This is a genomic window from Luteimonas sp. KH_071 (genome assembly GCF_057838005.1).
In genome coordinates this window covers 136,034-160,823 of record NZ_CM174458.1, presented here as the reverse complement: position 1 = coordinate 160,823, position 24,790 = coordinate 136,034, and the positions used below count along the sequence as shown (strand labels likewise).

At 68.9% G+C, this 24,790-nt stretch carries 21 protein-coding genes; 8 read left to right on the top strand and 13 right to left on the bottom strand.

Annotated elements, in window-relative coordinates; genetic code table 11:
- Positions 1-167: 167 nt before the first annotated feature.
- Positions 168-2,699 carry an excinuclease ABC subunit UvrA gene (locus tag AC3IRM_RS00730; protein ID WP_489204441.1) on the bottom strand — a complete coding sequence of 844 codons (2,532 nt, stop codon included), beginning with the start codon at positions 2,697-2,699 and terminating at the stop codon, positions 168-170.
- A 118-nt stretch (positions 2,700-2,817) separates the two neighbouring features.
- On the opposite strand from AC3IRM_RS00730, the gene AC3IRM_RS00725 reads away from it, so the two are divergent.
- The gene (locus AC3IRM_RS00725) at positions 2,818-4,941 is read left to right on the top strand and encodes a catalase (protein WP_489204440.1); all 2,124 of its coding nucleotides are present in this window, start codon (positions 2,818-2,820) and stop codon (positions 4,939-4,941) included.
- Between the two features lie 183 nt (positions 4,942-5,124).
- On the opposite strand, the gene AC3IRM_RS00720 is transcribed toward AC3IRM_RS00725, so the two are convergent.
- The 6 genes from AC3IRM_RS00720 to AC3IRM_RS00695 form a co-directional block, all read right to left on the bottom strand.
- Positions 5,125-5,397, bottom strand: a complete 273-nt coding sequence (locus tag AC3IRM_RS00720) for a hypothetical protein (RefSeq protein WP_489204439.1) — start codon at positions 5,395-5,397, stop codon at positions 5,125-5,127.
- Positions 5,398-5,517: 120 nt separating this feature from the next.
- Entirely contained in the window at positions 5,518-6,246 is a 729-nt protein-coding gene (locus AC3IRM_RS00715; RefSeq protein WP_489204437.1) for a glycosyltransferase family 2 protein, read from the bottom strand.
- Positions 6,243-6,845 carry a class I SAM-dependent methyltransferase gene (locus AC3IRM_RS00710; RefSeq protein WP_489204435.1) on the bottom strand — a complete coding sequence of 201 codons (603 nt, stop codon included), beginning with the start codon at positions 6,843-6,845 and terminating at the stop codon, positions 6,243-6,245. The genes AC3IRM_RS00715 and AC3IRM_RS00710 overlap by 4 nt, the downstream gene beginning before the upstream one ends.
- Complete coding sequence (locus AC3IRM_RS00705; RefSeq protein ID WP_489204433.1) at positions 6,842-7,621, bottom strand: PIG-L deacetylase family protein; 780 nt, start codon at positions 7,619-7,621, stop codon at positions 6,842-6,844. The genes AC3IRM_RS00710 and AC3IRM_RS00705 overlap by 4 nt, the downstream gene beginning before the upstream one ends.
- A complete protein-coding gene (locus AC3IRM_RS00700) occupies positions 7,609-8,610 on the bottom strand; it encodes an acyl-CoA dehydrogenase family protein (protein ID WP_489204431.1) in 1,002 nt (333 codons plus the stop codon). Before AC3IRM_RS00700 ends, AC3IRM_RS00705 begins: the two co-directional genes overlap by 13 nt.
- A gap of 182 nt (positions 8,611-8,792) precedes the next feature.
- Entirely contained in the window at positions 8,793-10,127 is a 1,335-nt protein-coding gene (locus AC3IRM_RS00695; RefSeq protein ID WP_489204430.1) for a sialidase family protein, read from the bottom strand.
- Positions 10,128-10,207: 80 nt separating this feature from the next.
- Between AC3IRM_RS00695 and AC3IRM_RS00690 the strand changes: the two genes are divergently transcribed.
- Both AC3IRM_RS00690 and AC3IRM_RS00685 read left to right on the top strand, forming a co-directional pair.
- Positions 10,208-10,558 carry a putative signal transducing protein gene (locus AC3IRM_RS00690; protein WP_489204428.1) on the top strand — a complete coding sequence of 117 codons (351 nt, stop codon included), beginning with the start codon at positions 10,208-10,210 and terminating at the stop codon, positions 10,556-10,558.
- A 173-nt stretch (positions 10,559-10,731) separates the two neighbouring features.
- Positions 10,732-13,083 (top strand): Tex family protein, encoded by a 2,352-nt coding sequence (locus AC3IRM_RS00685; RefSeq protein ID WP_489204427.1) that lies wholly within the window; start codon positions 10,732-10,734, stop codon positions 13,081-13,083.
- Positions 13,084-13,170: 87 nt separating this feature from the next.
- Here AC3IRM_RS00685 and xth read toward each other — a convergent pair whose 3' ends face one another.
- Complete coding sequence (gene xth / locus AC3IRM_RS00680; RefSeq protein ID WP_489204426.1) at positions 13,171-13,962, bottom strand: exodeoxyribonuclease III; 792 nt, start codon at positions 13,960-13,962, stop codon at positions 13,171-13,173.
- Between the two features lie 141 nt (positions 13,963-14,103).
- Here xth and AC3IRM_RS00675 point away from each other — a divergent pair, with 141 nt between their 5' ends.
- Positions 14,104-15,153: an Lnb N-terminal periplasmic domain-containing protein gene (locus tag AC3IRM_RS00675; RefSeq protein WP_489204425.1), complete on the top strand. Its 1,050-nt coding sequence runs from the start codon at positions 14,104-14,106 to the stop codon at positions 15,151-15,153.
- A gap of 105 nt (positions 15,154-15,258) precedes the next feature.
- On the opposite strand, the gene AC3IRM_RS00670 is transcribed toward AC3IRM_RS00675, so the two are convergent.
- From AC3IRM_RS00670 to AC3IRM_RS00660, 3 genes are all read right to left on the bottom strand, one after another.
- A complete protein-coding gene (locus AC3IRM_RS00670; RefSeq protein ID WP_489204424.1) occupies positions 15,259-15,624 on the bottom strand; it encodes a hypothetical protein in 366 nt (121 codons plus the stop codon).
- A gap of 144 nt (positions 15,625-15,768) precedes the next feature.
- Complete coding sequence (gene mnmG, locus AC3IRM_RS00665; RefSeq protein ID WP_489204423.1) at positions 15,769-17,658, bottom strand: tRNA uridine-5-carboxymethylaminomethyl(34) synthesis enzyme MnmG; 1,890 nt, start codon at positions 17,656-17,658, stop codon at positions 15,769-15,771.
- 384 nt (positions 17,659-18,042) lie between these two features.
- Positions 18,043-18,828, bottom strand: coding sequence for a hypothetical protein (locus AC3IRM_RS00660; RefSeq protein WP_489204422.1), 786 nt, complete (start codon positions 18,826-18,828; stop codon positions 18,043-18,045).
- A gap of 137 nt (positions 18,829-18,965) precedes the next feature.
- On the opposite strand from AC3IRM_RS00660, the gene AC3IRM_RS00655 reads away from it, so the two are divergent.
- From AC3IRM_RS00655 to AC3IRM_RS00645, 3 genes are read left to right on the top strand one after another with little or no spacing between them, the layout of a single operon-like run.
- Positions 18,966-19,946, top strand: a complete 981-nt coding sequence (locus AC3IRM_RS00655) for a pyridoxal-phosphate dependent enzyme (protein WP_489204420.1) — start codon at positions 18,966-18,968, stop codon at positions 19,944-19,946.
- Positions 19,947-19,962: 16 nt separating this feature from the next.
- Complete coding sequence (locus AC3IRM_RS00650) at positions 19,963-20,589, top strand: YdcF family protein (RefSeq protein ID WP_489204419.1); 627 nt, start codon at positions 19,963-19,965, stop codon at positions 20,587-20,589.
- Complete coding sequence (locus AC3IRM_RS00645) at positions 20,586-21,002, top strand: ketosteroid isomerase-related protein (protein ID WP_489204418.1); 417 nt, start codon at positions 20,586-20,588, stop codon at positions 21,000-21,002. The genes AC3IRM_RS00650 and AC3IRM_RS00645 overlap by 4 nt, the downstream gene beginning before the upstream one ends.
- A 34-nt stretch (positions 21,003-21,036) precedes the next feature.
- Here AC3IRM_RS00645 and AC3IRM_RS00640 read toward each other — a convergent pair whose 3' ends face one another.
- Positions 21,037-21,651, bottom strand: a complete 615-nt coding sequence (locus AC3IRM_RS00640) for a hypothetical protein (protein WP_489204417.1) — start codon at positions 21,649-21,651, stop codon at positions 21,037-21,039.
- A gap of 129 nt (positions 21,652-21,780) precedes the next feature.
- Positions 21,781-22,401: a YitT family protein gene (locus AC3IRM_RS00635; protein ID WP_489205961.1), complete on the bottom strand. Its 621-nt coding sequence runs from the start codon at positions 22,399-22,401 to the stop codon at positions 21,781-21,783.
- 253 nt (positions 22,402-22,654) lie between these two features.
- On the opposite strand from AC3IRM_RS00635, the gene AC3IRM_RS00630 reads away from it, so the two are divergent.
- Positions 22,655-24,706 carry a TonB-dependent receptor gene (locus AC3IRM_RS00630; protein ID WP_489204416.1) on the top strand — a complete coding sequence of 684 codons (2,052 nt, stop codon included), beginning with the start codon at positions 22,655-22,657 and terminating at the stop codon, positions 24,704-24,706.
- Positions 24,707-24,790: the final 84 nt, after the last annotated feature.

Genomic DNA, 24,790 nt, shown 5'->3' with positions numbered 1-24,790 from the left:
CACATCCCGTCATCGTCATCCTCCCGCCGCAGTTGCGGCGCGCTCACGCTAGCGCAGAGTCCGGCGTCTGTCGCGGGAAGGCTCGAGGCGGCGCGTCGGAAGAGCGTGCTCGCGCGCGACGGGCTTCACCGTGACAGCCTTCGCGCGCGAGCACGCGCCAGCGAGGATCACGTGCCGCCCAAGGCCTGCCGCAGGAACGGCGCCGTCCGACTCTTCCTCGACTTCGCCACATCGACCGGCACACCCGCGGCGACGATCTGTCCGCCCGCATCGCCCGCGCCCGGCCCCATGTCGATCAGCCAGTCGCTGGCGGCGGCGACGCGCATGTCGTGCTCGACGACGACGACGGTACTGCCCGCGTCCACCAGCCCGCCGAGCTGTCGCATCAGTGTGTCGACATCCTTCGGATGCAGACCGGTGGTCGGTTCGTCGAGCACGTAGACCGTGCCGCGACGCTGGGCGCGCTGCAGTTCGCTGGCGAGCTTGATGCGCTGGGCTTCGCCGCCCGACAGTTCGGTGGCGGGCTGACCGAGCCGCAGATAACCCAGACCCACTTCGAGCAGCGCCTGCAGCGGACGCACGATCGCTGCATCCTCTGCGAAGAACTCCGCAGCCTCGGCCACGGTCATCGCGAGCACGTCGGCGATGTGCTGGCCGCGCAGGGTGATCTCGAGCGTCTTGGCATCGTAACGGCTGCCGTGGCAGGTCGGGCACGGCGCATAGACGCTCGGCATGAACAGCAGTTCCACGCTGACGAAGCCTTCGCCATCACAGGTCGCGCAGCGGCCCTTGGCGACGTTGAACGAGAAACGCCCGGCGTCGTAGCGGCGGCGCTTCGCGGCCGGCGTGTCGGCGAAGCGCTTGCGCACGTGATCGAACAGGCCGGTATACGTCGCGAGATTGGAGCGCGGGGTGCGGCCGATCGGTTTCTGGTCGACGCGCACCAGACGTTTGATCGCATCCGCGCCGCCTGCGATGTGCCCGTCCAGCGGCACTTCGACGCCGCGTTCCAGCGGATCCAGCGGCGTGTCTTCGTCGCCGCCACCCTGGCCCAGATGCGCGCCCAGCAGTTCGACCAGCGCCTGGCTGACCAGCGATGACTTGCCCGAACCGCTGACGCCGGTGACGGTGGTGAACACGCCCAGCGGAATGTCGACATCGAGGTCGTGCACGTTGTGGCGACGGATGCCGCGCAGCTGCAGCCAAGCTTCGGGCGCGCGCGTGGTGTGCGCGATCGATGCAGCATCGTCGTCGAGATAGCGACGCGTCGATGAGGCCTCGATCTTCGACAGGCCGGCGAGCGGTCCGCTGTAGAGCACCTGGCCGCCCTGTTCGCCGGCGGCCGGTCCGACATCGACGATCCAGTCCGCATGGCGGATCACTTCGATCTCGTGCTCGACGACGAACAATGAATTGCCTGCGGCGCGCAGCTGGTCGAGCGCGCGCAGCAGCGCCTGGGTGTCGGCCGGATGCAGGCCGGCGGAGGGTTCGTCCATCACGTAGACCACGCCGAAGAGCTGCGAGCGGATCTGCGTGCCGAGGCGCAGGCGCTGCAGTTCGCCTGGCGACAGCGTCGGGGTGGCGCGGGCAAGCGTGAGGTAGCCGAGGCCGAGATCCTGCAGCACCTTGAGCCGTGACAGCAGATCCTGCGCGATGCGCTGCGCGGCCAGCGCCTGTTCAGGGTGCGCCTTTGCATGCGTCCTGCCGGCCGCGGCCGGCGCCAGCAGCCCGGCGAGTTCGTCGAGCGGCCGCTGCGAGAACGCGGCGATGTCGAGGCCGGCGAAGGTCACCGACAGCGCTTCACGTCGCAGCCGCTTGCCGTCGCATTCCGGGCACGCGGCACTGACCAGATACTGCGCGGCGCGCTTCTTCTGCTGCGGGCTCTGGGTGTTGGCGAAGGTGTGCAGCACGTGCCGGCGCGCACTGGTGAAGGTGCCCATGTAGGCCGGCTCGGTCTTGCGCCGGAGCGCGTCCTTGACCTCGTCGAGATCGAAGCCGGGATAGACCGGCTCGACCGGCTGCTCGTCGGTGAACAGGATCCAGTCGCGGGTCTTCTTAGGCAGCTTCGACCACGGCACGTCGACGTCGATGCCGCGCGTGGTCAGGATGTCGCGTTGGTTCTGGCCGTGCCAGGCGCCGGGCCACGCGGCGACGGCGCGCTCGCGGATTGTCAGGCTGCGGTCCGGCACCATCGAGGCCTCGGTCGCGTCGTAGATGCGGCCCAGGCCATGACAGGTCGGGCATGCACCCGCGGGCGTATTCGGCGAGAAGCCGTCGGCATAGATGATGGCCTGGCCGCGCGGATAGTCGCCGGCGCGCGAGTACAGCATGCGCAGGGAATTGGAGATCGTCGTCAGGCTGCCGACCGACGAGCGCGCGGTCGGCGTACCGCGTGCCTGCTGCAGCGCGACCGCGGGCGGCAGGCCTTCGATCGAATCGACCTGCGGCTTGCCGGCCTGATCGATCAGGCGGCGTGCGTAGGGCGAAATCGAATCGAGATAGCGCCGCTGCGCTTCGGCGAACAGCGTGCCGAAGGCCAGTGACGACTTGCCCGAGCCGGACACGCCGGTGAACACCACCAGCGCATCGCGTGGAATGTCGACATCGACGTTCTTGAGGTTGTGTTCGCGCGCGCCACGTACGCGCACGCAGTCGGCGACGACGCGCGGCGGGTTCGGCTCTGGGGAGTCTGCAGTCATGGCGACGATTATCCCCGCCGCCCGTCGCGCGCCCGTCGTCGAACCCGAATACGCGCATTGCACGGCGCGCTCACGAACGCGCGCCCACCCTGCATGGTCATCCCCCGGAGCCCTGCCCATGGCCAGCAAGACGCCAGCCCCCGCCTCGTCCCGCAATCCGCCGTCCACCGGCAAGAAGCCCGCGCGCGAGGCCACCGACCTGCGCGGCGACGGTGACGAACTGCAGCAACAGGCCGGGGGCACGCATCCCCGGCTGACGACGAATCAGGGCATCCCGATCGCCGACAACCAGAACTCGCTGAAGTCCGGCGGGCCGCGCGGCCCGGCGCTGCTGGAGGATTTCATCCTCCGCGAGAAGATCACCCACTTCGACCACGAGCGCATTCCCGAGCGCATCGTCCATGCCCGCGGCAGCGCCGCGCACGGCACGTTCGAGCTGACCAAGTCGCTGTCGCAGTACACCACTGCGCGCCTGCTGACCGAGGTCGGCGCCAAGACGCCGGTGTTCACACGCTTCTCGACCGTGGCCGGCGGCGCCGGTTCGGTGGATACGCCGCGTGACGTGCGTGGTTTCGCGGTCAAGTTCTATACCCAGGAAGGCAACTGGGACCTGGTGGGCAACAACATCCCGGTGTTCTTCATCCAGGACGCGATGAAGTTCCCGGACGTGGTGCACTCGGTGAAGATGGAACCCGACCGTGGCTATCCGCAGGCCGGCAGCGCGCACGACACGTTCTGGGATTTCATCTCGCTCACGCCAGAAGCGATGCACATGATCATGTGGGCGATGAGCGACCGCACGATCCCGCGCTCGCTGCGCACGATCGAAGGCTTCGGCGTGCACTCCTTCCGTCTGCTCGACGCCGACGGCAACAGCACCTTCGTGAAGTTCCACTGGCGCCCGACGCTGGGCATCCAGTCGACGGTGTGGGACGAGGCGCTGAAACTGCAGGCCGCCGACAACGATTTCCACCGCCGCGATCTGTTCGAGGCGATCCAGGCAGGCGACTTCCCCGCATGGGATCTCGCGGTGCAGCTGTTCACCGAGGAAGAGGCCGACGCGTTCCCGTTCGACCATCTCGATGCGACCAAGCTGATTCCCGAGGAACTGGTGCCGCTGCAGGTCATCGGCCGCATGACCCTGGACCGCTGGCCGGACAACTTCTTCGCCGAGACGGAACAGGTCGCCTACTGCCCGGCGAACATCGTGCCCGGCATCGATTTCAGCAACGATCCGCTGCTGCAGGGCCGCCTGTTCTCCTATCTCGATACGCAGCTCTCGCGCCTGGGTGGCCCGAACTTCCACCAGATTCCGGTCAATGCGCCGAAGTGTCCGTTCGCCAACCACCAGCGCGACGGTCACATGCAGATGCAGGTGCCGAAGGGGCGGGTGAACTACGAGCCCAGCTCGTTGCAGGGCGACAGCCCGCGTGCGTCGCGCGAGGCCGGGTACCGGCACCACGCGACCGTCGACGACGGCGTCAAGGGCCGCGTGCGGCCCGAGAGCTTCGCCGACCACTACAGCCAGGCGCGCATGTTCTTCCGCAGCCAGAGCGCGATCGAGCAGGCGCACATGGCCAGCGCGCTGGTGTTCGAACTGTCGAAGGTCGAGACCGCACATGTCCGCGAGGCCGTCGTCGGCCATCTGCGCCACGTCGATCCGTCACTCGCGCAGCGAGTCGCCGATGGCCTGGGCATGGATGCACTACCGCCTGCACCGGAAGCACGCGTGGCGCCGCAGGACATGCCGGTCTCGCCGGCGCTGCGGATCATCGACCGCATGCGCGACACCCTGCAGGGCCGCAGCGTCGGCATCCTGGTCCATGACGGCTCCGATGCCGCCGCGATCAAGGCGCTGCGCAAGGCGGCAGAGGGCGCAGGCGCGATGGTCAAGATCGTCGCGCCCAAGCTCGGCGGTGCCAAGTTGTCCGACGGCAAGCGCCTGCCGGCCGACGGGCAGCTCGCCGGTACGCCGTCGACGGTGTTCGATGCGGTCGCGGTCGTGCTGTCGGCGGATGCCGGCAAGCAGCTGTCGCGAGAGGCGGCGGCCGTCGACTGGGTGCGTGATGCGTTCGGTCATCTGAAGGCCATCGCCGCCGATGCGGGCGCGCAGGCGGTGCTCAAAGCGGGTGGCATCGCCAAGGATGCCGGCGTTCTCGACGCTGCCGACATCAAGGACTTCATCACTCAGGCCAAGACGCGTCAGTGGGCTCGCGAAAAGAAGGTACGCATGCTGGCCTGAGCCCGCGTGCGGTCGGGGCGCCGCCGTGTGGCGCGCGCCCGTTGGCGTCTTGAAGCCGTCGCCGCAGGCGTTTTGCAGCCCGGTCCTGCATCGATCTCGCGACGTTGCCGCGAGCACAACGAAAAGCGCGTGCGGACCGAATGGTACGCACGCGCTTTTTTTGGATGGCAGCGGGGCCCGGACTCAGGCGGCAGCGGTACCCGTGGCGCGTAGCGGCGCCGCTGACACGGCCACTGCAGCCGCGTCGGCCGTTGGCGGTACAGGCGTATCCGAGGGCTCGTACGTGCCATCGGCGTTGCGGATGCGCAGGATGCAGCCGCGCTCGACCACCCCACGTACCACCTCGTCGCGCAGTGCGGTCGCACGGCTCAGATAGGTCGCCACGGTCTGGCCCTGCGTGTCGGTGAGCACCCAGAAGCGCAGACCCATGTCGTATTGAAGTGTGTAGGTGGTCATCCGTGTCTCCACGATCTCGAAGCTTCATTCTCGGGGGCGCCGGATCCACCGTACGTGAATCCGGCGGAGTCATCTGCGACGGGACCGCGCAGGGTGTCGCCAGCGGCACACCTCGATTCCTCAAGCAGAGTGCATGTCAGAACCGAGGCCGAAGTCCTGCTCGGCGGCTTTCAGCATCGGCGCCGCGAGCTGGCGCGTCCGTGCCTCGAGCGCGAGCAGGTAATCGGCGAATCCGCCCTGGGCACGCGCCACACGACGCGCACTGGTGAGCACCACGGGCGTGGCCCGGCGCGCGATGTCGGCGCCGGCGCGATGCAGCGCGGCGACCATCGCGACGTCTTCATGCGCCGCCAGCGGCGGGAAACCGCCGCAACGCAGATACATCTGCGCACTGAATCCCATGTTCGCCCCGTGCACATGCGGGTGACCATCGTGCTGGGCCTCGGGAACGCCGAACTCGCGGCGAACGGTCTCGTCGTAATCGAGCCAGTCGTCGACGCTCACGATGCCGCAGAACGCATCGGCCGCACACGCGATCTGGCAGGCCAGCCAGTCCTGCGGCACGCGCGAATCGGCGTCCGTGCAGGCCACCCAGCGCGCGCCCAGACCGATGACGCAGGCCGCACCTGCGGCACGTGCGCGACCGACATTGCCGTCGTGCAGCACGACACTGCGTACGCCATGGTCGGCGACGATATCGGCGGTGCGGTCGCTGCAGCGATCCAGCGCCACGACGATCTCCACCGCCTCGCCGCCGAGCGCGGCATGTCGCGCGGCCGTCTGCACCGACGCCAGGCACGCGGCGATGCAGGCGTCCTCGTTGTGCGCGGGAATGACGACGCCGATCATCGCAATCCCGCCCGTTGCGCAACCGATTCGGCGCGCACGGCCCAGCCGTCGAGTCGTACATCGGCATCGCCATACCCGAACACACGCTGCATGCCGAGTTCACGGCGCAGCAGCCGATGCACGTCGCGACCAGACTGCGGCGCCTGCGCAAACGGTGCGAGCCAGTGGCAGGCCACCAGCACGCCATCGTCGCGCAGGCTGGATTTCAGCTTGCGCGCCATCTGGATCAATGTGTCGGCGTCGAGGTAATAGCCCACTTCGCTGAAGACGATCAGATCGAACAGCCCGTCGGGCCAGATGTCCGGATGGCGCGCCTGCTGCACGTCGACATGACCGTGCAGCCGCGTGCGCTCGGTGGCGAGTGCGACGGCGCGGGCGTTGAGGTCGGTCGCGATCAGCCGGTTGCAGCGCGTCGCGAGCTCGGCGGTCAGCTCACCGTTCGAGCAGCCGATTTCCCAGACGCGGCCGAACCGCTGCGCCGGCAGGCTCGCGAGCAGCAACGCGCGCTTGCGCGCCTCGTACCAGCGCTCGCGGTACCCGAAGGGATCGTCCTGCGCGTAGATCGCGTCGAAGTATTCGCCGGGTGTGGCGGCGCTCATGGCAGCACCACTTCGAAATCGCGATCGAAACGTTCGAGCACGTGCGGCGGCAGGATCGGCGCCGGCATGCCGGCTCTGTCGTCGTGCAACTGCGAGGCGAAGCAGCCGAGCGCGGCGGCCTTGGCGCGGCGTGCCGCAGGTGTCAGCGCGAGGCGTCGTGCGCCCGGTAGTGGCGAGACCGGCGCATCCGGCGACAACCAGTGCCAGGCCCAGACGGGAAACTGCACCACGCTCGCACCGCGCTCCACCGCCGCACCTTCGACCGCGCGCGCGGTGGCTTCGTGATCGGGATGACCGTCGCCGCGCCAGGTCGTCAGCACCCGGTCGCCGGTGTGCAGCACGGGCGCGAGTGCATGCACCAGGGCGGATTCGCGTTCGCTGACCCGGCCGTCGCCGATGTCGAGCGTGTCGATCGCATCGATCTCGACGCCGAGTATCGCCAGCGCACATTCGAGCTCCCGTCGGCGTACGGCGCGCAGATGTTGCGCCGGCCACGCCGGTGAATCCGGATAACAGGCCTCGCCATCGGTCACCGAGACCACATGCACGGGCAGGCCGATCGCCCGCGCGGTGGCGATCAGTCCGCCGCATCCCAGCGCCTCGTCGTCGGGATGCGGCGACACGACCACCAACCGCGAAACGCCAGCCAGCCAGTCCTGCGCAGACGAGGCCGGCAGCGCGGCCAGCCATGCCGAGCGCTGCCATGCCGATTCCGGAACCCCGTCGCCCGCGATCCGCGGCGCGTCCGGCTGCGACGCCGGACTCACAGCTGCCACGTCGCCTCCCGGCCTTGCGCCGCCGCGCCCAGTGCCGCCCAGTCGCGCTCGGCGTGGCTCTGCCGCAGGAAGGTGGTCAGGTCCGCGCAGCGCTGCGCGTGGGCACCGTCCTCGCACAGCGGGCCCGGGCCGAGTGCGCGTCCGACGCGGTCGATGACGTCGGTGGCCGCGCGCTCCACCACACTGCGCACACGGGTGATCGCCGTGGCGTGTGGCGCATCGGGTTCCAGATCGATCGCGGCCGCGGTCTCGCGCAGCAGACTCGCGGCCGCGGACAGCGCCATATCGATCGCGCCCAGATGCGCCATCGCATGCGGACTGTTGGCCGCGCGCGCATCGCGGCGCAGCGTCTCGGCAATCGCGGTCGCGGCGCCGAACCAGCACGCGGCGATGCCACCGCCGCCGTGCCAGAAGCCGGGCCGTGCGAGGTAGTCACCAGCGGCGCCGATCTGTACCGCTGCGACGTTCTGGAACGACAGACGTCCGCTGTCGACCCGCGCCATGCCGACCGCCTGCCAGTGCCCGGGCATCGGCGTGATGCCCGGTGCATCGCGCATGATCTGCACGAGCACGCGCACGTCACCGTCATGCGCGGTGACCAGCGCCGCGTCGACGAGGTCCGCACCCGAGCACCAGGCCTTGATGCCATTGAGCGTGCCGATGCCGTCCGCGCCCGGCGTGAACTCCAGCCGCGCATCCGGCGGCTCCGCGGCCCAGACGGCGTGCAGCAACGCGCCCTCGAGCGCGCGTTCCGGCGCACCCAGCTCGGTCAGGATCGCCAGCGCGTCGTAATGCGCCTCGAGTACCTTGATGCCGCACACGTCCTGCGCCGCGATCTCTGCCAGGCGACGCCAGCGGATCAGCGTGTCGCCATGGCCTGGCAGCGGCAGTGCGGGATGGCGCGCCATCGCATCGCGGACGAGTACGTCCAGGGCTGGCGCACACGCGATCGTCGCCGCGGACTGCGGCGTGGGAGAAGAAAGAGGCACGGAAGATCCGGAAGAGGTCTTGTACCTACGGTGCGCGCAGCCGGGTGACAGCAGCGCGAGCCAGCCGCGTTCATGCCGCGCCTGCGGCGCAGCGTATTAGCGACTGCGCTGAATGTGCGTCAGCGCACGCTGACGATGCCTGCCACGACGCGGACGGCGGCGCCGTTGCACAGCGTCTTCCGTCAGCGCAATACGCGCACGCCGCGCAGTGTCGGTGCGCCGTCGACGACATCGGTCCACACGACATACGCCTGCCCCTCCACCGCTTGCAGCTGCGGGAAACCGGTGCCGCGGCCGCGACCCTGCGGGCGCGCGACCTCGAGGCGTTCGTACTCGGTGGCCAGATCCAGGCTGCGGCGCGACAGCCACAACGACTGCGCACCATTCGCGTCCTCGCGCAGCCACATGGCCCAGGCCTGCTGGCCGTCGAGCGCCACGGCGACGCGGCCCTGCACGGCCGCGTCGCTGTCGAGCACGACCGGCGCGGCGAAGCTGGTGCCGGCATCGTCGCTGCGGGCGATCTGCACCTGCGGCGTGCCGCTCTGCGCGCTGTACCAGGCGACGACGACGCCGGTGTCCAGTGCCGCCACGTCCGGGCCATTGACCGGACAGGCCGGCATCACCCAGTTGTCGGCATGCACCACGGTCGGCGTCGTCCAGCTGTCGCCCTCGCGGCGCGTGACCATGATGTCGCGCACCTCGCCATCGCTGCGTCCGCGATAGACCAGCACCGGCCCTTGCGCGGTGACCGCGGCCGCCGTCTGGCAGCAATCGCAGACACTGGCATCGACTTCCTGCTCCCCGGTCTTGCGCAGCGTCGCGTCGAAATTCGCGGCGCGCAGCGTCATCGGCCGGCCTTCGCCGGGCGAGGCATGGCCTGCCGGCGAATCGTGGCCTTCGTGACTCGCGCCGACGGTGTTGCGACCATCAAGCCACGCCATGCCGATACCGTCGCCCTGGGGCCACATCGAAACGAAGCCGTGTTCGGTCTGGGTGCCGTCGTCGTGCGGCACGGTGTAGGCGCCCCAGTTCGCGCCGCCGTCGCGTGAGCGCACCAGCGCGACATCGTAGGCGTACGGCGCATCGCCGTTCTTCTGCAGCCAGTGCGCCCACAGCGCGCCGTCGGCGGTGGCCTGCACGTGCGGCGTGTCGGCCCAGTTGACGAACATGCGGTTGCCGATCGCGATCGTCGTCGGCGCATTGCGCCAGCGCTGCTGCGCGGGATCGAAGCGCGAGAACTGGAACACGTGACGGCGGCCTTCGCGCGAATTCACCCAGCTCAGCATCAGCACACCGTCGGGCCCGGCGACGAGATCGGGCGATGCCGAACCTGCGCCGGTTTCCGGCAATGCCCAGTCGACGATCTCGCTGGGCGCGGTCACATCGGTGGTCGCGGTGCGCGCCGCCGCCTGCTCGGGTGCGTCGCTGCCGCAGGCGGCGAGCAGCAGTGCAGCGGTCGACACCGCGAGGACGTTGCGCAGGCGCGAGCGGCGTGCGGGACGATCGAAAGCAGACATGCACCAGGCTCCACGTGAGCGTCGGATTCAGTGCGTAAGCGTACCCTTCCACGCATGTACGCGCGTCCACACACCCGCCCATGAGCGTCATCGTCGCCCGTTACGCCGACCCGATCGAAGCGCAGATCGCCTGCGGTCTGCTGCAGGCCGAGGGCGTCGACGTGCACCTGGGCGATGCGAACATGGCGCTGGCGAACTGGGAATGGCGGCTGGCGATCGGCGGCGTGAAGCTGCACGTGCGCAATGACCAGCTGGCACAGGCGCAGGACATCATCCGGCGGCTCGATGCCGGCGAATTCCAGCTCGGCGCCGAAGACGATCCCGAAGCGGACGCGCCGCTGCCGGCCACGCGCGAAAGCGGCTCCAGCCGCCTGGCGTGGATCGCGCTGATGCTGTTCCAGATTCCGTTGCCCTGGCGCCGGCGGCCGTAACGGTACATCCGTCTGCCTGTGGGCGCGCGAACGGCTTGAGCGCGACAGCTTGATCGCGCGCAAGTGCGCGCCTACGGACTGCCAACCGGTGCATCTGTCAACGGGTACCGCCGACCGGACCGGGTTGCCACAATCGCCGCGCGGCGCTGCTGCCGCGAGCCCGTGTGGAACCCATGTCCAAGCCTGATGCCGCCCTCGCCCGTCGAATCGCCGACACCATCGCCGCCGAAATCGGCGCGCAGCCCGCGCAGGCGATCGCCGCGATTGCGCTGCTGGATGAAGGTGCGACCGTGCCGTTCATCGCGCGCTATCGCAAGGAAGTCACCGGCGGGCTCGACGACACCCAGCTGCGCGATCTCGAAACGCGCCTGTCGTACCTGCGCGAGCTCGAAGACCGCCGCGCGGCGATCCTCGCCAGCATCGACGAGCAGGGCAAGCTCACCGCCGAACTGCGCACCGATATCGAAGCCGCCGACAGCAAGGCGCGGCTGGAAGATCTGTACCTGCCGTACAAGCAGAAGCGCCGCACGCGCGCGCAGATCGCCCGCGAGGCCGGACTGGAACCGCTGGCCGACGGCCTGCTGGCCGATCCCACCCAGGTGCCGGAGGAATTCGCCGCCGGCTTCGTCGACGCGGAGAAAGGCTTCGCCGATGCCAAGGCGGCGCTCGAAGGCGCGCGCGCGATCCTGATGGAACGCTGGGGCGAGGACGCGGCGCTGCTCGGCGAACTGCGCGACTGGCTGGACGCCAACGGCGTGATCCGCGCCAAGGTCGCGAGCGGCAAGGAAACCGCGGGCGAGAAGTTCCGCGACTACTTCGACCATGCCGAAGCACTGGCGAAGATTCCCTCGCATCGCCTGCTCGCGCTGTTCCGCGGCCGCCGCGAAGAGTTCCTGACCCTGGAGCTCGAGCCCGGCGCCGATCCCGAACAGGGCAACGCCTATGCCGAAGGCCGCATCGCGCGCCATGCCGGCATCGCCGCGCAGGGTCGCAATGCCGACGCCTGGCTGCTCAACGCCTGTCGCCTCGCATGGCGCGCGAAAATCCATCTGCATCTGATGATCGATCTGTTCGGCAAGGCGCGCGAGAAGGCCGAGGCCGAGGCGATCAACGTCTTCGGCGACAACCTCAAGGACCTGCTGCTGGCGGCGCCTGCGGGCCCGAAGACCGTGCTCGGTCTCGATCCGGGCATCCGCACCGGCTGCAAGGTCGCGGTGGTCGATGCGACCGGCAAGCTCGTCGCCACCGACACGATCTATCCGCATGAGCCGCGCAAGCAGTGGGACCAGTCGGTGCACACGCTGCGCACGCTGTGCGCGCAGCACGGCGTGCAGCTGATCGCGATCGGCAACGGCACGGCCTCGCGCGAGACCGACCGCCTCGCCGCCGATGTCATCAAGCTGGCACCGGAACTCAAGCTGCAGAAGATCGTCGTCAGCGAAGCCGGCGCATCGGTGTATTCGGCGTCGGAAACGGCTGCGAAAGAATTCCCGAACCTCGACGTATCGATCCGCGGCGCGGTGTCGATCGCGCGGCGCCTGCAGGATCCGCTGGCCGAGCTGGTCAAGATCGATCCCAAGGCGATCGGCGTCGGCCAGTACCAGCACGATGTCGACCAGTACCGTCTGGCGCGTGCGCTGGATGCGCGCGTCGAGGACTGCGTCAACGCGGTCGGCGTGCACGTCAACACCGCATCCGGAGCGTTGCTTGCGCGCGTGGCGGGCCTGTCGGCCGGCGTGGCCGAGAACATCGTCGTGCACCGCGATGCGAACGGGCCGTTCAAGCGCCGCAAGGATCTGCTGAAAGTCCCGCGCCTCGGCGAGAAGACCTTCGAGCAGTGCGCGGGCTTTCTGCGCATTGCCGACGGCGACGAGCCGCTGGATGCGTCCTCGGTGCACCCGGAAGCCTATCCGGTGGTCGAGCGCATCGCCGGCAGCAGCGGCCGCGACGTGAAGCAGATCATCGGCGACGGCGCGTTCGTGCGCTCGCTCAAGCCCGAGCAGTTCACCGACGCGACGTTCGGCGTGCCGACCGTGCGCGACATCCTGAAGGAACTGGAGAAGCCGGGCCGCGATCCGCGTCCGGAGTTCAAGGCGGCGCAGTTCGCCGACGGCGTCGAGGACATCAAGGACCTGCAGGTCGGCATGATCCTCGAAGGCGTGGTCAGCAACGTCGCCGCGTTCGGTGCGTTCGTCGATATCGGCGTGCACCAGGACGGCCTGGTGCACATCTCGGCGCTGTCGGACACCTTCGTCAAGGATCCGCGCGACGTGGTCAAGGCCGGCGACATCGTCAAGGTCAAGGTGCTGGAGGTCGACGTGCTGCGCAAGCGCATCGCGCTGACGCGGCGGCTCGACGATGTGCCGGGCGAGAAGCCGGCGCGCGAATCGCGGGAGGATCGCAATGCCAGCCGAGGTCCGGGTGGTCCGCGTAGCGGACGTCCCGGCGGCAAACCACCGCAGACCGCGGCCGCGCCCAGCAACAATGCACTGGCCGACGCGTTCGCACGCGCCCGGGGCCGCTGACCGGCGAGCTGCGCCGGGGCGTCGCAGTGACGCCCGGCTGAGATCACCTGCGGATCGGCAGAGCCCGTCGCGCGTGGGTGCCGTGGGTCAGCAACGCAGTTCGACCCATGTGGGCGCGTGATCGCTGGCGCGCGGCTCCAGTCGCACCCAGCGATCGACGCCCACCGATTCCAGGCGTTCCGCCAGCACGGGATTGAGCAGTAGATGGTCGATGCGCAGGCCGCGGTCGCGCTCGGCGTGCTGGCGGAAGTGATCCCAGAAGGTGAAGACCTGTTCGTCGCCGAACACCTCGGCCAGCGCATCGGTCCAGCCCTGCGCGAGCAGCTCGGAATAGGCCTGCCGCACCTCCGGCTGGATCAGCGCATCCTTCTTCCAGGCCTTCGCGTCGTAGACGTCGTTGTCGGTCGGAATGACATTGAAGTCGCCGACCAGCGCGGCGGGATATTCCAGATCGACGAGGGTCTTCGCATGCCGCTGCAGGCGCTGCATCCACGCGCGCTTGTAATCGAACTTCGGGCCCGGCTGCGGGTTGCCGTTGGGCAGGTACAGCGCGCCGACGATGATGCCGTGTACCGCGGCCTCGATGTAGCGACTCTGCGCATCGTCCGGATCGCCCGGCAGGCCGCGCCGGCTCTCCACCGGTTCGACGCCGCGCCCGAGCAGGGCAACGCCGTTCCAGGCGCGCTGCCCGTGCCAGATGGCGCCGTAGCCGGCCGCTTCGAGCTCGGCAGCGGGGAAGGCCTCGTCGGACGCCTTGAGCTCCTGCAGGGCGACGATGTTAGGCACCTCGTGCGCCAGCCAGTCGAGCAGGTTGGGCAGGCGCGTCCCGATGCCGTTGACGTTGAACGTCGCCAGCTTGAGGGTCTTCTTCCTGGCCATTCGGGTGACTCCGTGGACTGTGTGGCCGACGTTCTACAGCGCCGCGGGTGACGGACGCCGCTACCGGCCCCGCACCGTCCTGCACCACAATCGCTGCATGCCCTTACGTCGCCACTGCCTGCCGATGCGCCACTGCGCCCGATGCGCGCGCGGCGCCGTGTCCTGATGGTCACGGCGCGCGTCGCGCTGCGTCGGGTGCTGCACGTGCTGCTGTGCGTGGCAGTGGGTGGGTTCGTGCTGTGGGGCATCGGCGCGCTGTCGTACCAGGCGCCGCTGCGCTGGCTGTGGCTGATCCTGTGGGGCCTGCTCGGCATCGCGACGCTGCGGGCATTGGCGGGCCGCATGGCCGGGCCGCGACGCGATCGCGTGCTGGGCGCCGCCCTGATCGCCGCACTGGCGCTGCTCGGCTGGTGGCAGACCGTGCTGCCGCTGCAGGACCGCGACTGGGCCGACGATGTCGCGCGCCTGCTCGATGCGCAGGTCGACGGCAGCCGCGTGACCCTGCGCAACGTGCGCAACTTCGACTGGACCCGCAATGATGATCCGGCGCCGCGCTGGGAGACGCGCACCTACGATCTCGACACACTGGCCTCCGCCGATCTGGTGATGTCGTACTGGATGGGCCCGGCGATCGCGCACACGCTGGTCTCGTTCGGCTTCGACGACGGCAGCCGCGTGGTGTTCTCGCTGGAAATCCGCAAGGAGCGCCACGAATCGTTCTCGGCCATCGGTGGCTTCTTCAAGCAGTTCGAAGCGGTACTGATCGCCGCCGACGAGCGCGACATCGTGCGGGTGCGCAGCAATGTGCGCGACGAGGATGTGTATCTGTACCGGCTGGCGATTCCGCGCGAACAGCTGCGCACGCTGTTCCTCGCCTATGTGGACGAAGCCGGCACGCTGCAGCAGGCGCCCCGCTTCTACAACACGGTGACCAGCAACTGCACGACGATCGTCTTCGACGTCGCCCGGCATATCGCGCCGGGCCTGCCGCTCGACATCCGGCTGCTGCTGTCGGGCTGGTTCGGGCAGTACGCGCATGCGCATGGCGGACTCGCCGGCCAGGGCACATTCGCCCGGCTGGAAGCCGCCGGTCGCATCACGGACCGAGCGCGCGCGGCGGATCGCGACGCCGACTTCTCCCGCGCGATCCGCCGCGGCGTGCCCGGCATTCCGGACGTCGAAACCCGTTGAGGTGCCCGAATGCACTGCGATAGTGGCGTTAGCGCTGCAACGCTGCTGCTCGTGCTGGCGCCGGCCGGCGCTTCACCGAAGATCATTGACACGTGATACGTCGCCTCAGCGCCGATCCATCCGAGACATGCGACTCCGGATCCACCCGGAAACTGCAGCGACCAGCGCCGCAGGAATCGACAGCACTGCGGCATACAGCACGCCGGCCATCAGCAGCGGGCCCACCCCCGATACCGCGATCACGACCAGCACCTGCGCGAACACGACGATGGATCCCCAGAGCCACGCGCGTACTGGCATCGCGAATCCGAGGATTGCGGAGACCAGCAACGCGCCGGGATACACCAGCGTCCAGTACGCGGCGACGTCCCAGGGTTCGCCGCCCCCTGTCATCCCGGATACGGCGGACCAGTACGCGATGCCGACGATGACCGCGATGCACGCGCCCACACGTACGGAACTGTTCGTCATTGCTGTCGTCCTGCTCGGTCGAAGTCCATACGGGACCACAGCGGTGCGGAACATCGGATGATCGACTGATGTGCTCTCGTGAGGCGACGCGATTGCAGCCACCCACCAGATCGGTCGCCGCGTCCTCGACGCAGCCTCCCGGGCTCAGGCCGCGCGCGTGCGCCGTGCGCGTTCCAGATGCACGAGAAGCAGCGAGATCGCGGCGGGCGTCATGCCGGGAATGCGTTGCGCCTGGCCGACGGTCAGCGGTCGCACCTGGATCAGCTTCTGCGCGAGCTCGGCGGAGAGGCCACGCACCTGCGCATAGTCGAAATCCTGCGCGATCGCGGTGGTTTCCTGGCGCTGCTGGCGTTCGATCTCGACGCGCTGACGGTCGAGGTAACCCGAGTACTTGGCTTCGATCTCGACCTGCTCGGCGACATCGGGCGCTTCGACGCCGGGGCCGATCGCTTCGACGCGCATCAGGTCGGCGTAGCCGAGTTCGGGGCGACGCAGCAGGTCGATGCCGTTGCTCTCGCGGCGCAGCTCGATCCCCAGCGTTGCGACGACGTCGTGGCCGATCGCGTTCCGCGGCGACGCCCACAAGCCACGCAGCCGTGCAGTTTCGCGCTCGACGGCTTCGCGCTTGATCTCGAAGCGCGCCCAGCGCGCGTCATCAACGAGACCGAGACTGCGGCCGGCTTCGGTCAACCGCAGGTCCGCATTGTCCTCGCGCAGCTGCAGCCGGTATTCGGCGCGGCTGGTGAACATGCGGTAGGGCTCCTTGGTGCCGTGCGTGATCAGGTCGTCGACCAGCACGCCGATGTAGGCCTGGTCGCGGCGCGGACTCCAGGCATCGAGGCCACGCACCTGGCGCGCGGCATTGACGCCGGCGAGCAGGCCCTGCGCGGCGGCTTCCTCGTAGCCGGTGGTGCCGTTGATCTGACCGGCGAAATACAGGCCCGCGACGGCGCGCGTCTCCAGCGTGTGTTTGAGCCCGCGCGGATCGAAGAAGTCGTATTCGATCGCGTAGCCGGCGCGGGTGATGTGCGCGTTCTCGAAGCCGACGATGCTGCGCACGAGTGCGAGCTGCACGTCGAACGGCAGCGAGGTCGAGATGCCGTTGGGATAGATCTCGGCGACATCGAGACCTTCGGGCTCGACGAAGATCTGGTGGCTGTCCTTGTCGGCGAAGCGCACCACCTTGTCTTCGATCGACGGGCAGTAACGCGGGCCGATGCCTTCGATCTGGCCCGAGTACATCGGCGAGCGGTGCAGCGCGCCGCGGATGATGTCGTGCGTGCGTTCGGTGGTGCGGGTGATCCAGCACGGCACCTGGCGCGGATGGTCGTCGCGGCTGCCCATGAAGGAAAACACCGGACGCGGATCATCGCCCGGCTGGAGGGTCATCGCGGCGTAGTCGAGCGTGCGGCCGTCGATGCGCGGCGGCGTGCCCGTCTTCAACCTATCGACGACGAACGGGCGCTCGCGCAGGCGCGCGGCAAGCGTCGCGGCAGGCGGATCGCCCGCGCGGCCACCGGCCGATTGCGCTTCGCCGATGTGGATGCGCCCGGCCAGGAACGTGCCGGCGGTCAGCACCACGGCGGCCGCCTCGAAGCGCAGGCCGGTCTGGGTGATCGCGCCGCGCACGGCGTCGCCTTCGATGACCAGGTCGTCCACTGCGGACTGGAAGATCGTCAGGTTTGGCTGCGCTTCGACTGCGCGGCGCACGAACGCGCGGTAGAGATTGCGATCAGCCTGGCAGCGTGTCGCGCGGACGGCCGGGCCCTTGGAGGCGTTGAGCCGGCGCCACTGGATGCCGGCCGCGTCCGCTGCGCGCGCCATCACGCCGCCCAGGGCGTCGATCTCGCGCACCAGATGGCCCTTGCCGATGCCACCGATTGCCGGATTGCAGCTCATCACGCCGATGGTCTCGACGTTGTGGGTGAGCAGCAGCGTGCGCGCACCGGCGCGCGCGGATGCGAGCGCGGCTTCGGTGCCGGCATGGCCGCCGCCGACGACGATGACGTCGTAGCTGTGGAAATCGTTGGGCATGGCAGCGATTATCCGCGAGTTCGGCGTCCGCGGCAGCCACCGCGCCAGAGTTGGCACAGTTTCTGCGTGCGTGACGTGGCACCCGCAGCGGCAAGCGTCGAGAAGGGGGGCGCGGCCGGAATTGGAACAGGGCTGGCCAAGTACGCTGCGGGGAAGCACGGGGCCGGATGTCGGGGGACATCCGGCCCCATCTTTTTGCGGCTCGTGATCGGCATCTCGGGGAGAGATACGCCGATCAAGAGCCGACACCCGACGGAGGCGGAACAGGGGGGATCCGGTATCCCCCCGCCGGGAGTCGACAGCTAGTGTGACCTTTTCGTCGGAAACCGACGCATCCGGTCACTCAGGGGCAAGCTTCCTCCGCCGCCCCACCCAGCGCAAGCCTTAAAACGGCTCGACTTCCCGGTGTGTGACCGTAGTCCGCCTTTCGCCGCGCGGGCTCGGACGCGATTCGGTACGGGCCGGCTGCGGACGACTGACCGGCACCGCCTGTGGCGCACGCTGCGGCGGCGGGCGCTGGATATCGGATCGCGGCTGCCCCTGGGGACGACCGGGGCGCTGGCCTCCGGGACGCGACTCCGGACGCGCTTGCCCCTCGCCACGCGGCGGGCGACCGCCCCAGCCACTGCCGGGACGACCTGGACGATCGGCATCGCCGCGGCTCGGCGGACGTCCGCCATAGCCGGGGCGGGGGCCGTCCGGGCGGCCTACGCCTGGACGGTCCGGGCGATCGGGACGACCGAAACCCGGGCGATCCGGCCGGTCAGGCCGACCGACGCCGGGCCTGTCGGGGCGACCATCCCCCCAGCCGGGACGACCGGGGCCGTCCGGACGGCCATGCCCATAGGGCGGGCGATCCGGGCGATGTCCGCCGGGTCGCCCCGGATACACGGGGCGCACGATGACCGGTGGCGGACGGTAGTAGCCGCCGCCGTAGCCGTAGGGATAGCGGTTCCAGGCGTCGTAGCGGCCGTAAGGCACGCCGTAGCCTGCCCCGCCATACCAGCCATAGCCGCGGCCATAACCGAGGCTGCCGTAGGGCGCGCCATAGTGGCGATATGTGGTGCCGGGCGAACCGTAGTAGTAATCGCCACTGCCGCCGCGATAGCCGTAGGTGGTGCAGCCGGCCAGCGTCATGCAGGCAACGAGCAGAAAAGCCTTGCGGATCATGTCGGTCCCCTGTCGATCAGAGGTCCACCATCCGCCCACGGCATTGAATCGGCCCTTAAGCGTGCCCGGCGCGCGCGGGCCGCTTCATTCCGCGTCCGGCCTGTGAATCCCCGGGGTCGCTCCGTTACGCTTGCACCATGACGGAGACGATTTCCCTGCCGACACCGGACGATGTGCTTGCAGCGGCCGCGCGCATCGCCGGCCGGGCGCATGTCACGCCGGTGCTGCGGGCCCGCACGCTCGACGACGCGGCGGGCTGCACGCTGCATTTCAAGGCCGAACATCTGCAGCGCGCGGGCGCATTCAAGTTTCGCGGCGCCAGCAATGCCGTGTGGTCGCTGGGCGACCAGGCCGCCGGCCGCGGGGTGGTCACCCACTCCTCGGGCAACCATGGCGCCGCGCTCGCGCTGGCCGCCGCGGCGCGCAGCCTGGTCTGCCACGTGGTCGTGCCGGAAGGCGCGGTGGCGGCGAAGCTGGCGGCGATCGCGGGCTACGGCGCGGTGCTGCACCACTGCGCGCCGACCCTGGCCGCGCGCGAGGCTGCCTGCGAGCGGCTGCGTGTGCAGACCGGCGCGACGCTGATCCATCCCTATGCCAACGCCGATGTCATCGCCGGCCAGGGCACGGCGGCGCTCGAGCTGCTGCACGCGGCGGGGCCGCTGGACGTGCTGGTCGTCCCGGTGGGCGGCGGCGGGCTGGCATCGGGCACGGCGCTGGCCCTGCAGGTCGCCTCGCCCACGACCCGCTTGGTCTTGGCCGAACCGCGCGGCGCCGACGACACGCTGCGCTCGCTGCAGGCCGGCGCGCGTGTCGAGCAACTCGCGCCGGACACCATCTGCGATGGCCTGCGTGGCCTGCTGGGTGCGCCGAACTTCGACATCCTGCACGCCCACCGCAGCAGCGACGGCACGCCGGTCGAGGTGATCGCCGTGGACGACGCCGACACGGTGGCAGCCATGCGCCGGATCGCAGTCCACACCAAGCAGCTGGTCGAGCCGTCGTCGGCGATCACGCTTGCCGCGGTGCTCGCCAATCGCGCGCGCTTCGTGGGGCTGCGCGTGGGCCTGGTGCTCAGCGGCGGCAATGTGGATCCCGATCGTCTGCCGTGGCTGTCGTGACGGCCCCATGGCTTCCATGACACGCAAACGCGGCCCCGTGCGACGCTTTTTCCGTCTTCTGGTCTGGCTGGTGCTGCTGCTGGCGATCTGGCTGCTGGGGGTGGCGGCGTGGATCGTGCACGTCGGCAATCGCGACGAGGCCGGTCCGGCCGACGCCATCGTGGTACTGGGCGCGGCCGCCTACGACGCGCAGCCGTCGCCGGTGTTCGAAGCCCGTATCGATCACGGCCTCGACCTCTATCGCGCCGGCCATGCGAAGACGCTGATCTTCACCGGCGGCTACGGTGGCGCGAAGGCGCGGTTCTCCGAATCCCAGGTCGCACGTCGCTACGCGCTGCGCAACGGCATTCCCGAATCCGCGATCCTGATCGAATCGCGCTCGCGCACGACACAGGAAAACCTCGTCGAAACCCGGCGCCTGCTGCAGGACCACCGTCTGCACCGCGTCATCATCGTCAGCGATCCGCTGCACATGGCCCGCGCGTTGCGCGCCAGCAAGGCACTCGGCATCGATGCACTGGGATCGCCCACGCCGTCCACCCGGTTCCGCACGTTCCGCACCCAACGCGAATTCCTGCTGCGCGAGGTGTACTTTTTCCATCGCGACCTGTGGGACGCGGCCCAGAGGAGACTGCCCCGATGACCGCAACCGCGCAGGCCACCACGCTGCAGCTGGTGCGCGATTACTACGCCGCGTTCAACGCCGGCGACCGTGCCGCGATGCTCGCGCTGCTGACCGGCGACGTTGCGCACGATCTCAACCAGGGCGCGCGTGAGACCGGACGCGAGGCCTTCGCCGCCTTCATGCGGCGCATGGATACTAGCTATCGCGAGCGGCTGGAAGACATCGTCGTCCTGGCATCGTCCGACGGGACGCGGGCGGCCGCCGAATACGTGGTGCATGGCGAATATGTGGCCGACGATGCCGGCCTGCCGGCGGCGACCGGGCAGCGATACGTGCTGCCGGGCGGTGCGTTCTTCGACATCCGCGACGGCCGCATCGCGCGCGTCACGAACTACTACAACCTCGAAGACTGGCTGACACAGGTCGGCTGAGCCGACACGGCACGCGTCCCATGGGCGCGACGGATCAACCCGACGGCGGCTGTCCGTCCGCGACCAGCGTCAGCCCCTCGTTGAGCAACCACCGCGTCGCCAGCACGCGCTGCGGCTGCGGCTGGTCCTTGAGCACGTCGACGACCTGGCGGAACGAGCGGCAACGTGCCTGGCGGCTCGCTTCGTCGGTGCCGGTGGAGGTCAGCCCGAGCATGAAGCCGTCGTGCAGCAGCGTGGCGGTGATGGCGGCCGAGCGCAGTACCTGCTGCGCGACCGCGGGATCATAGGGCTGCGGCTGTCCCTGCAGACCACTCATCGCGACGTTGGTGAAGGCGTTGGCGAAGCGGTTGCGACTGGCCGGACCGAGCGTGTCGACGGTGCGCTGGAATGCGGCGAGATCGCGACGCGCATCGGGCTCGAACAGTGCACACAGCGCGCGCGATTCCTTCGGCTCGCGGGACGCATGCAGCACCGCCTGGAACAGGTCGTCGACCGACTGCACCGACGCGCGTCGCAACACATCGCCACCGGTCGACAGCACCGCGGCCGGGTCGAGTCGCGACAGATCGATCTCGTACTGCTGCGCGGACGACAGGCCCGGCGCGGCGAGTGCGAGACACAGCAAGGACGTCAGGACAGGTCGGCGCATTGCAGGGCTTCCATGGACCGGGAGGGTCGATGCCGCCGAGTCTAGGTGCGGATGCCTGAACATCCATCGGCGCCCCGCGATGGCCCGGGGATACCGGCGCGTCACGCTTCAGGCCCGCACCCACCGGTCTCAGGCGCCCATGTAGCGCCCGGGCCGGTGGTTGAACAGCAGCACGAGATTGAGCACCAGCACGCCAAGGGTCGAGTAGAGAACCTGCACCGGCGGCACGATCGCAAGGGCGACCAGCATCAGCACGGTATCGAACCCCATCTGCAGCTTGCCGGCACTCCAGCCGCGGCTGCGTTGCAGCCAGACGACGACGATGCCCACACCGCCCAGGCTCGCGCGATGGCGGATGAAGGACAGGATGCCCATGCCGACGAGCGCACCACCGAAGATCGCCGAAAACGCCGGATGCATCGATTCGAATGGCGCCCAGCGCGGAATCGCGTCGGCGACAAAGCCGGTCACGCCGACCGCGAGGAAGGTCTTGAGAGTGAATTCCCAGCCCATGCGCCGCACCGCGATCCAGTAGAACGGCAGGTTGATCAGCACGAACAGCAGGCCGAAGTTCCAACCGGTCGAGTAGTGCACCAGCAGCGACACGCCTGCGATGCCGCCGACCAGCAGGCCGCCCGTCGCGAGGATCGACATCCCCAGCGCGCCGACCAGACTGGCCAAGACCAGGCCCTGTACGTCCTCGATCAGCGTATGCCGCTGCGGCGAGGCCTCCGGCGCAGCGACGGCCACGGCAGCGGCGGCTTCGGCCGCATCATGGGGATCGGGTTGGGACGGTTTCGCGTGGATGGCGGACACGTGGGCGAGCGTTGGATGTTGCGTTGCAGCATAACCGACCTGCGCCGAACCGCCGGTGATGCAGCGTCGCCGTCCATCGCGCTGCCAGATCGCGATCGCAGGTGATCCCGGAACCCCCCGATCCACGCTAAATGTAATGTTATTACATGATAGAGTGCCGGCCCCGTTCAGCAGGCCCCCGTCCGTCATGAAGCGTTGCCCTCTCACCGCCGCGATCCTCGCTACCGTCGCGACCCTGAGCGCACCGCTCGCCCAGGCACAGTCCCAGAACGCCGCGACCACGATGGGCACCGTGCACGTGCACCAGACCCGCGGCCAGCTGACCGCCCATGAAGTCCTGACTTCGGTCGATGTGCTCGGCGCCGAACAGATCGAAGACAAGACGGTGACGCAAAGCTGGGAGCTGCTGGGGCAGATGCCCGGCATGCAGCTGACCGAAACCCGCCAAGGCGCGGAGTCCGGCAAGGTGAGCTTTCGCGCGTTCAATGGGGAGGGTTACCTCAACGCGATCAAGACGCTGATCGATGGCATCCCCAGCAACGTCAACAGCGGCAACCAGCGCTTCATCGACATGCTGTTTCCGCTGGAGATCGACTACATCGAAGTCGTGCGCGGGACCAACGATCCGCGCTACGGCCTGCACAACATCGGCGGCAACATCAACTTCGGCACGCGCCAGGGTGGCGACTACACCGATGCGCGACTGACCTACGGCAGCTTCGACACGCGCGAGGCGCAGATCGCGGTGGGACGCGAACACGGCGACTTCGCGCAGAACTACTTCATTGGCGTGCAGGCATCGGACGGGTATCGCGATCACGACGCGTCCGAGAAGTATTCGCTCGGTGGCAAGTGGTTCTACGGCAGCCTCGACGACGGCATGCGCATCGGCCTGACCGCGCGCGCCTACAAGCAGAACGCCGAGGAGCCCGGCTTCATGACCGCCGAGGAACTGGCCGCCGACCGGCGCCGCTCCGAGCGGCGCAACGCGAACGATGGCGACGACCGCGACATGCGCCAGATCGGCCTGCACATGGATCTCAAGCTCGCGGACAACGTCGCGTTCGGGACCAAGTTCTACTACAACCGCTACGAGGACGACCGCCGGGTCACCTTCAGCGACCTGCCCACCGGCAACGCGCCGCGGCAGCGCCGCAGCTGGGACGAGAAGCAGACCGGCATGCTCGCCACGCTGACCTGGGTGGCCAGCGACACACTCACCCTCGAGGGCGGCGCCAACTACGAGCAGCAGCACAACGGCTATGTCCGCGAGCGCTTCAACTACGTCGAGCCGACCGATTTCAATGCGCCCCCGGCCCGCGTGCAGAACGACGACTTCCACACCTTCGACAACGTCGGCGGCTATGTGCAGGCGATCTACCAGCCGATCGATGCGCTGAAGATCGTGCCGGCCTACCGGGTGGACCGCTTCGACGGCGCCACGCAGCTGCCGGACGGCGTGCGTGCACCGCTGCAGGACTACGGCACCATCGGCCAGCCCAAGCTCAGCGTGGTCTATGCGCTGTCGCCCGACACGAATGTCTACGCCAACTGGGGCCGCACGTTCCAGGTGCTCACCGGCTCCACCGCGCCCGCCTACCTCACGCCCGGCCAGATGGAGATGCGTCCCTCGACCAATACCGGCATGGAAACGGGCGTCAAGTTCAGTCCATTCGCCGGCAGCCAGGCGCGTATCGCGGTGTGGCAGCAGGATGCGGAGAACGAAGTCTCCAACATGCCGGCCACCGGCACGACCGTGGTGCTGGGCAAGACACGGCGCCGCGGCTTGGATGCGCAGTTCGACGCGCGTCTTGGCGAGGACTGGACGCTTTGGGCCTCGCACGCCTACCAGGAAGCGAAGATCGAACGCGACGGCCGCGCGGCCGGCCTGTCGATCGAAGGCAACGAGGTTGCCGCGACACCGCGCACGATCAGCAACCTCGGCGTGGACTACCAGGCCAGCGACGCGCTCGCGCTCGGTCTGCAGGCGCGCGCGCAGGGGGATTACTACCTCGAAGAGCGCAACGTGACCGAAAAGTTCGGCAAGTTCGCGGTGCTCGACCTGAGCGCTAAGTACCAGATCAATCCACGCATGCGGGTCGACGTCCAGATCAAGAACGTGACCGGGCGCGAGTACGCCTACGCCTGGTACGACAGCTTCTTCTGGGAAGAGGCCCAGCCGATGTTCTCGCCCGCGCCGGGGCGCAGCGCATTTGTGTCGTTCAGCGTGCGGATGTAGCGCGCCGACGTTCCCCGAGGGCGATGGCCGATACCGCCTCGGCGGTTCGGCGCGCGTCTTTCCGCATCCAGCGTCGAAGCCTTG

Excerpts from the sequence above, each read along its gene's own strand:
- xth (WP_489204426.1), bottom strand. The coding sequence starts at position 13,962 with ATGGCCAGGAAGAAGACCCTCAAGCTGGCGACGTTCAACGTCAACGGC.
- AC3IRM_RS00710 (WP_489204435.1), bottom strand. The coding sequence starts at position 6,845 with ATGAGCGCCGCCACACCCGGCGAATACTTCGACGCGATCTACGCGCAG.
- AC3IRM_RS00640 (WP_489204417.1), bottom strand. The coding sequence starts at position 21,651 with ATGCGCCGACCTGTCCTGACGTCCTTGCTGTGTCTCGCACTCGCCGCG.
- AC3IRM_RS00675 (WP_489204425.1), top strand. The coding sequence starts at position 14,104 with ATGCGCGCGCGGCGCCGTGTCCTGATGGTCACGGCGCGCGTCGCGCTG.
- AC3IRM_RS00730 (WP_489204441.1), bottom strand. The coding sequence starts at position 2,699 with ATGACTGCAGACTCCCCAGAGCCGAACCCGCCGCGCGTCGTCGCCGAC.
- AC3IRM_RS00690 (WP_489204428.1), top strand. The coding sequence starts at position 10,208 with ATGAGCGTCATCGTCGCCCGTTACGCCGACCCGATCGAAGCGCAGATC.
- AC3IRM_RS00725 (WP_489204440.1), top strand. The coding sequence starts at position 2,818 with ATGGCCAGCAAGACGCCAGCCCCCGCCTCGTCCCGCAATCCGCCGTCC.
- AC3IRM_RS00645 (WP_489204418.1), top strand. The coding sequence starts at position 20,586 with ATGACCGCAACCGCGCAGGCCACCACGCTGCAGCTGGTGCGCGATTAC.
- AC3IRM_RS00685 (WP_489204427.1), top strand. The coding sequence starts at position 10,732 with ATGTCCAAGCCTGATGCCGCCCTCGCCCGTCGAATCGCCGACACCATC.
- AC3IRM_RS00720 (WP_489204439.1), bottom strand. The coding sequence starts at position 5,397 with ATGACCACCTACACACTTCAATACGACATGGGTCTGCGCTTCTGGGTG.
- AC3IRM_RS00695 (WP_489204430.1), bottom strand. The coding sequence starts at position 10,127 with ATGTCTGCTTTCGATCGTCCCGCACGCCGCTCGCGCCTGCGCAACGTC.
- AC3IRM_RS00655 (WP_489204420.1), top strand. The coding sequence starts at position 18,966 with ATGACGGAGACGATTTCCCTGCCGACACCGGACGATGTGCTTGCAGCG.
- AC3IRM_RS00715 (WP_489204437.1), bottom strand. The coding sequence starts at position 6,246 with ATGATCGGCGTCGTCATTCCCGCGCACAACGAGGACGCCTGCATCGCC.
- AC3IRM_RS00660 (WP_489204422.1), bottom strand. The coding sequence starts at position 18,828 with ATGATCCGCAAGGCTTTTCTGCTCGTTGCCTGCATGACGCTGGCCGGC.
- mnmG (WP_489204423.1), bottom strand. The coding sequence starts at position 17,658 with ATGCCCAACGATTTCCACAGCTACGACGTCATCGTCGTCGGCGGCGGC.
- AC3IRM_RS00650 (WP_489204419.1), top strand. The coding sequence starts at position 19,963 with ATGACACGCAAACGCGGCCCCGTGCGACGCTTTTTCCGTCTTCTGGTC.
- AC3IRM_RS00630 (WP_489204416.1), top strand. The coding sequence starts at position 22,655 with ATGAAGCGTTGCCCTCTCACCGCCGCGATCCTCGCTACCGTCGCGACC.
- AC3IRM_RS00670 (WP_489204424.1), bottom strand. The coding sequence starts at position 15,624 with ATGACGAACAGTTCCGTACGTGTGGGCGCGTGCATCGCGGTCATCGTC.